General features: G+C 61.1%; 4 protein-coding genes. 2 read left to right on the top strand and 2 right to left on the bottom strand.

The genetic code is table 11. From position 1 onward, the window contains the following. Together ACMV18_RS11560 and ACMV18_RS11555 are read right to left on the bottom strand one after the other, a co-directional pair. A partial coding sequence (locus tag ACMV18_RS11560; protein WP_420817968.1) for a type I restriction-modification system subunit M occupies nt 1–1,262 on the bottom strand: 1,262 nt, incomplete at its 3' end. 7 nt (nt 1,263–1,269) lie between these two features. Beyond that, nucleotides 1,270–2,178, bottom strand: coding sequence for a transcriptional regulator (locus tag ACMV18_RS11555; protein ID WP_420817966.1), 909 nt, complete (start codon nt 2,176–2,178; stop codon nt 1,270–1,272). Between the two features lie 789 nt (nt 2,179–2,967). Here ACMV18_RS11555 and ACMV18_RS11550 point away from each other — a divergent pair. Together ACMV18_RS11550 and ACMV18_RS11545 are read left to right on the top strand one after the other, a co-directional pair. Continuing rightward, nucleotides 2,968–5,220 carry an SLBB domain-containing protein gene (locus tag ACMV18_RS11550; protein WP_420817965.1) on the top strand — a complete coding sequence of 751 codons (2,253 nt, stop codon included), beginning with the start codon at nt 2,968–2,970 and terminating at the stop codon, nt 5,218–5,220. A gap of 1 nt (nt 5,221) precedes the next feature. Next, complete coding sequence (locus ACMV18_RS11545; protein WP_420817964.1) at nt 5,222–6,403, top strand: Wzz/FepE/Etk N-terminal domain-containing protein; 1,182 nt, start codon at nt 5,222–5,224, stop codon at nt 6,401–6,403. Nucleotides 6,404–6,422 lie beyond the last annotated feature (19 nt).

Here is a 6,422-nt window from a genome sequence, read left to right as displayed (position 1 = left end):
TCGCGTCGGGTGCGATCCACCAGCACGCCCATCTTGCGAGCGTCGATGAACAGCACTTGCCCGCGCCGGTCGCGCAGACCCCCTGCCTTCCCATGCGCGGGGTTCTTGTTGCGGGCCAAGAACCACAGGCAAGCGGGGATTTGCGTGGAATAAAAGAGCTGCCCAGGTAGCGCCACCATGCAATCCACCGCATCGGCTTCAAGCATCGCCTTGCGAATCTCGCCTTCGCCGGATTGGTTGGAACTCATCGAGCCGTTGGCCAGCACCACGCCCGCCGTGCCGTTGGGCGCGAGGTGATGGTAGATGTGCTGGAGCCACGCGTAGTTGGCGTTACCCACTGGCGGCGCGCCGAACTTCCAGCGTACGTCTTCACGCAGGCGGTCGCCGCCCCAGTCCGAAATGTTGAACGGAGGGTTGGCGAGGATGAAGTCGGCCTTGAGGTCGCGCAGTTCGTCCTTGTGGAAGCTGCCCTCGTTGTTCCAGCGGATGTCGGAGTCGATGCCGCGCACGGCCAAGTTCATCTTGGCCAGCCGCCACGTGGTGTAGTTCGATTCCTGCCCGTAAATCGCAATGTCGCCAATGCGACCGCCGTGCTCCTGCACGAACTTTTCCGACTGCACGAACATCCCGCCCGAGCCGCAGCACGGGTCGTAGACGCGGCCTGAGTAGGGCTCCAGCATTTCGACCAGCACACGCACCACAGAACGCGGGGTGTAGAACTCGCCGCCACGCTTGCCTTCAGCACCGGCGAACTGGCCGAGGAAATATTCGTATACACGCCCGAGAATGTCCTTCGAGCGGTCGCCTTCCTCGTTGAGCGCAATGCCGGAGATCAGATCGATCAACTCGCCCAGCATCACCTTGTTGAGCGCGGGGCGCGCGTAGTCCTTGGGCAGCACTCCCTTGAGCGACTCGTTGTCCTTCTCGATGGCGCGCATCGCGTCATCGATCAAGGTGCCGATGGTCGGCAGCTTTGCGTTGGCCTGCAGGTGCGACCAGCGCGCCTCCTTCGGTACCCAGAACACGTTGTCGGCAAGGTACTCGTCTTTGTCCTCGGCGGCCTGGGCGTCTTCCGCTAGCAGTGCCTTGTGTTTGGCCTCGAAGGCATCGGAGATGTACTTCAAGAAGATGAGCCCGAGCGCGACGTGCTTGTAGTCGCTTGGCTCCATGTTGCCGCGCAGCTTGTCGGCGGCCTTGAAAAGATCAGCCTCGAAGCCGAGGTTGCCTCCGTTGCCGTTCTTGGCGGTGTCGTTCTGTGCCATCGTGTTCTTATCCTTTGCGTGATGTCTTTGCTGCCGGAGCTTGATACCCCGGCGCGAGCTTTGCGTTCTCGACGCCGTACAGCGCCAGCGGATCGCTGAGCCATATGCGGTACTGTTCTTCCTTGAGACGGTGGTCGGGCGAGCAGTCCACGCTCCAGCGCAGCAGCATGTAGCCCGCGACGGCGGCACGGACGCGCATCCGGATTGAGCCGTCGGTCATCCCGTAGTCCATCTTGATGATCTCGGGGCGCTCAAGGCGCGGGTGCGGCACGAAGTCCAGCTCGACGATGCGCGTCCACTGGATGTCGTTGTCCGGCCGTTCGTTGGCCTGTGGCTCCTCGTCGAGCAGCGTTGGCGTTTCGATACGGGTGACGACAAAGTCCCGAAACTCTCCGCTCTTGCGATCAAAGGCACGGACATGCCAGCGCAGGCCAGTATCCACCAGCGCAAAGGGCACGATGACCCGCTCGGACTCTCCGCTGCTCATCGAGTGGTAGCGGATGCCCACTGGCCGCTTGGCGTGGATTGCTCGGCAGACCGGGGCCAGCACGTCCATCCTGGGGTTGCTCAGGGCGGTGGGCGACTCGCACGGCAGCAGCGGTTGCGTTGCGCCATTCACGCCATAGCCGAAGCCCAGCGCCAGCGCCGACAGCACGCGCTGCGATGCGTGATCGAACAGCGGGGAGAACGCCTGCCCGATGCGGTAGATCTTGTTGCTACCGTCGAAGGTGATGTTCTGCGGCGCGATTTCCCGGTACAGCGCCAAGTCGCGTGTCGCCCCTGCCGGAGCCACACCGAAACGGTCGATCAGGTCTGGTCGACCGATCTCACCGAAGAAGTAGAGCCGGAAGTCGATGTAGGCCAGCCGCTCGCGCTGGGCGTGGCTCAAGCTCTCGACGCGCTGGGGTTGAGTCACCGAAGGCTCCTCATCCAAGACGGACGACCGAAAGACTGAGATTGGTTTTATGTTTGTCCATTGCTAGGCGGTTTACATCATCAAAATGATGACATTATGCGCCACTGCTTGTAGCTGAGCAAGCAATCGAAGTGGACAAATCGTCAAATCCACGCCCTCAAGGCCAAGGCGTTACTATCTGGCTCGGCAAACGGACGCGGGTTCGGTTCCGTGTTCCGCCACCAATACACTAACCCCAACTCTCCTGAGTTGGGGTTTTTTTACAACCGTTGGCAGGGGTTGCCAGTGGTTGTTGCGGGTTCGTGAGTATTCCTGCGGACTTCGCGGTCACGGCCTTTGGCCACGTATTGTCCCCGGTTCTCTCTGTTTGGACCACTTCTCTCCACACCCCGGTGGTTCGTAGCCGAGGTGAAGTCCGCAAGTTGCGTCTGTGGTGGTCAATAAAATCAACGGCTTACACGTTGACCGATCCTTGAAATTTTCCGTCAACATTGGGTGTGCGTGAGAAAATCCAGGTTTCGAACCCACTCGTGCCGCACCAATGGTCACTCTCTTTACGGTTCAAAAGGGCCCCAGTGGTAGAATTGATAAGAATTTCTATGGTTGCTGAAGTGATCACCCGCGGTAGTTACAAAGGTGGCTTGGCGGCTCCTTGCCAATCATCATATGCACTTTCCAAGAAAACATAGCAAACAGCGCGCCCTCCGCACCTTTGTACTCACGGTTGCAATGGCATTTGGTTTTTCGGCTACACAGGCCCAAGACGCAGCCATTCTTACGGCGCCTGGTATGGCTGCAAACGCTGGCGCATCGGCAAGCACACTGAACATGGGCGCCACCAACGCGGCAGCGCAAGCAGCCTTGATGGAGGCCGCCCGAACACAAGCCCAGCAAGGTGCTGAAAAAGCCGCTCTCAACGCAGGCGCACAGCAACTGGGCAAAGGCGAGGGGCCTAACAATGGCCCTAACGCTGCAGCTATCGGTGGCGCTCCTGCTGACCAGGCGGCACAAGTACCCAACCAGTTCCAGCTCTTTGTGCAGCAAAGCACGGGGCGTATCTTGCCCATTCATGGTGAACGCCTGTTTGGCGGGCGTGCCTTCAGCTCGCTGGCCAACGTGCCAGTGCCCTCGGCCTACGTGGTGGGCCCTGGTGACGATATTGACCTTAAAGTCTGGGGCTCGGTGGACATGGCCCTGCGCCTCACGGTAGACCGCAACGGTCAGATCATGATCCCCAAAATCGGCCCCGTCACGGTGGCCGGCACCCGCGCTGACGAGCTGGACAAAGTGCTGGCCAAAAACGTCTCGCGCGTGTACCGCAACTTCGAGCTCACGGCCACCCTGGGCGGCCTGCGCTCCATTCAGGTGTACGTGGTGGGCCAGGCCAAGCGGCCGGGGCTGTACACCGTTTCGGGCCTCTCCACACTGCTCAGCGCCGTGTTCGAAAGCGGCGGCCCGTCGGCCACCGGCTCCATGCGCCGCATCGAACTCATGCGCCGTGGCCAAAAGATCACCAGCCTGGACGTGTACGACTTCATGCAAAACGGCAGCACCGCGCAAGACGCCGCCCTGCAGCCCGGTGACGTGATCGTCATCCCCCCCGCTGGCACCCGCGTGGCCCTGCTGGGCGCGCTGGACAAGCCCGCCATCTACGAACTCAAAAGCGATACAGAAAACCTGCAAGCCCTGCTGGGCTACAGCGGCGGCCTGCGCGTGCTCACCAACCCGCACAAGGTGCAAATCGAGCGCGTGGACAGCAGCGCCAAAGCAGCCCCTCGGACCGTCGAGTCCCGCACGCTCGATGCCGCCGGCCTGCAAAGCACCCTGCGCGACGGCGACGTGCTCACCCTGTTCCCCATCAGCCCCGCCTTTGCCAACGCCGTCACCCTGCGCGGCAACGTGGCCGCGCCGCTGCGCTACGCCTTTGCCAAAGGCATGCGCGTGGCGGATCTGATTCCGGAGCCCGCCGCGCTCATCCAGTCGGACTACTACCAGCGCAAGAACATCATCGTGCAGTTCGAGTCCGGCAAAACAGCGGCGGACGATCGCGTGGTGAGCGAAGTCAAAAACCTGCTGGAAGAAATCAACTGGGACTACGCTGCCGTCGAACGCCTGAACGCCAAAGAGGTCAAAACCGAGCTGATCCCGTTCAACCTCTCCAAAGCCATTCGCGACAAAGACCCCGCCAACAACATCGAGCTGCAGCCCGGCGACGTGGTCACCATTTTTGGCGTCAAAGACGTGCCCGTGCCCATGGCCAAGCGCTCGCACTTTGTCAACATTGGCGGCGAAGTCAATGTGCCCGGCATCTACCAAATCCAGCCTGGCGAAACGCTTAATGCGCTGATTCAACGTGCGGGCGGCCTTACCGTCAACGCCTACGCTTATGGCACCACCTTTAGCCGTGAATCTACACGTCGGCAACAACAAGCCAACCTGAACGAAGCTATTGAGCAGATGCAGGCGCAGTCCGAAGCCGTAGCCACCAGCTTGTTGCAAAACCAAAGCACCACAGATGCAGCCGCCATTCAAGCCCAAGTGGCAGCCCAGCGCCAAACCCTTGCCCGCATGCGCGCGCTTAGAGCCTCGGGCCGCATCGCACTGGAAATGCACCCCGACAAGCACGAGTTCCCCGCCCTCATGCTCGAAGACGGCGACACCATCACCGTGCCCCTGCGCCCCAGCTTTGTGGCCGTGTTTGGCTCGGTGCTGGCCAAAACAAGCTTCATTTACCGCAAGGGCGACACCGTGGGCGACTACATCAACCGCGCCGGACCCACCCGAGACGCTGATCTGGAGGGTGCCCTGCTCATTCGCGCCGATGGCACCGTGGTGGCCAACGAAGCGCAGCGCAGTTTTGTCGGCTTTGGCAACCGCAGCTTTATGACCACAGAGCTCAAACCCGGCGACGGCGTGTTCGTGCCCGAAGTGCTCGACAAACGCACCAGCTACACCCGCTTCATGCAAGGCGCCAAAGACTGGACCGCGCTGCTCTACCAATTCGGCTTGGGTGCCGCCGGCTTCAAGGCGCTGGGGTACTGACATGAGTGAGATCCAAGACACCCAAGCTCAGTCTTTGGTCGAAGACGACGAAATTAACCTCTTGGACCTCGTCCAAACCGTGGTCGACAACCTGCGCCTGCTGGTGGTCGGGCCGCTGGCCGTGGGCGTGGCGGCGCTGGGCATCAGCTTTTTGGTCACGCCCACCTTTACCGCGCAAGTGAGCTTTTTGCCCCCGCAGCAAAGCCAGGGCATGGCCGCCAGCCTTTTAAACAGCCTGGGTGCCCTGGGCGGTATGGCCGGTGCTGCCGCCGGCCTTAAAAACCCGGCCGACCAATACGTGTCCTTTTTAAAAAGCAACTCCATCGAAGACGCGCTCATTGACCGCTTCAAACTCATGGACCGCTACAAGGCCGACTACAAGCAAGACGCCCGCAAAACCCTGGAAGGCAACGTCAAAATTGCCAGTGGCAAAGACGGCATCATTACCGTGGACGTGGACGACCACGACCCCCAGTTTGCCGCCGACCTGGCCAATGCGCATGTGGAAGAGCTCACCCGCCTCATGGGCCGCCTGGCCGTGACCGAGGCGCAGCAGCGCCGCCAGTTCTTTGAGCAACAACTCAAAGGCACCAAAGACAAACTGGCTGCCGCCGAAATCGCCCTGGGCGAGACGGGCGTGAATGCCAGCGTGCTCAAAAGCGACCCCACCAGCGCCGTGGCCGCCGTTGCCACGCTGCAAGCGCAAGTGACTGCGCAAGAAGTCAAGCTCGGCGCCATGCGCGGCTACCTGGCCGAAAGCGCGCCCGAGTTCAAGCAAGCCATGACCGAGCTCTTAAACCTGCGCGCCCAGCTGGCCAAACAGTCCAAAGACGGGGCCGAACCTAAAGCCGTGCAGGGCGATTACATCAACCGCTACCGCGACTTCAAATACCAGGAAACGCTGTACGAGCTGTTTGCCAAACAGTTCGAAATGGCCAAGCTCGACGAAGCCCGCGAAGGCGCCACCATCCAGGTGGTGGACGTCGCTCAGCCGCCCGAGCGCAAAGCGAAGCCCAAGAAAGCGCTGATCGCGATCATCGCGACGCTGGCCTCGGGCTTTGCGCTGTTGCTGTTTGTGTTTGCGCGCCAGTCCCTTGCTAACGCAGCAAAGGACGAGGATTCGGCGCAGCGCATGACGCAGATACGGGCTTCTTGGCGCCGTGCGATCGGCAGGACCTTTTGAGTGTGGGAATGGGAGGTAA

It is taken from the genome of Aquabacterium sp., assembly GCF_048860245.1.
Lineage (GTDB): Bacteria > Pseudomonadota > Gammaproteobacteria > Burkholderiales > Burkholderiaceae_C > Aquabacterium.
This window is presented reverse-complemented; position numbering and strand designations above follow the sequence as displayed.

Coding starts and splice junctions, on each gene's coding strand:
- ACMV18_RS11550 (WP_420817965.1), top strand. CDS start 2,968: ATGGCTGCAAACGCTGGCGCATCGGCAAGCACACTGAACATGGGCGCC.
- ACMV18_RS11545 (WP_420817964.1), top strand. CDS start 5,222: ATGAGTGAGATCCAAGACACCCAAGCTCAGTCTTTGGTCGAAGACGAC.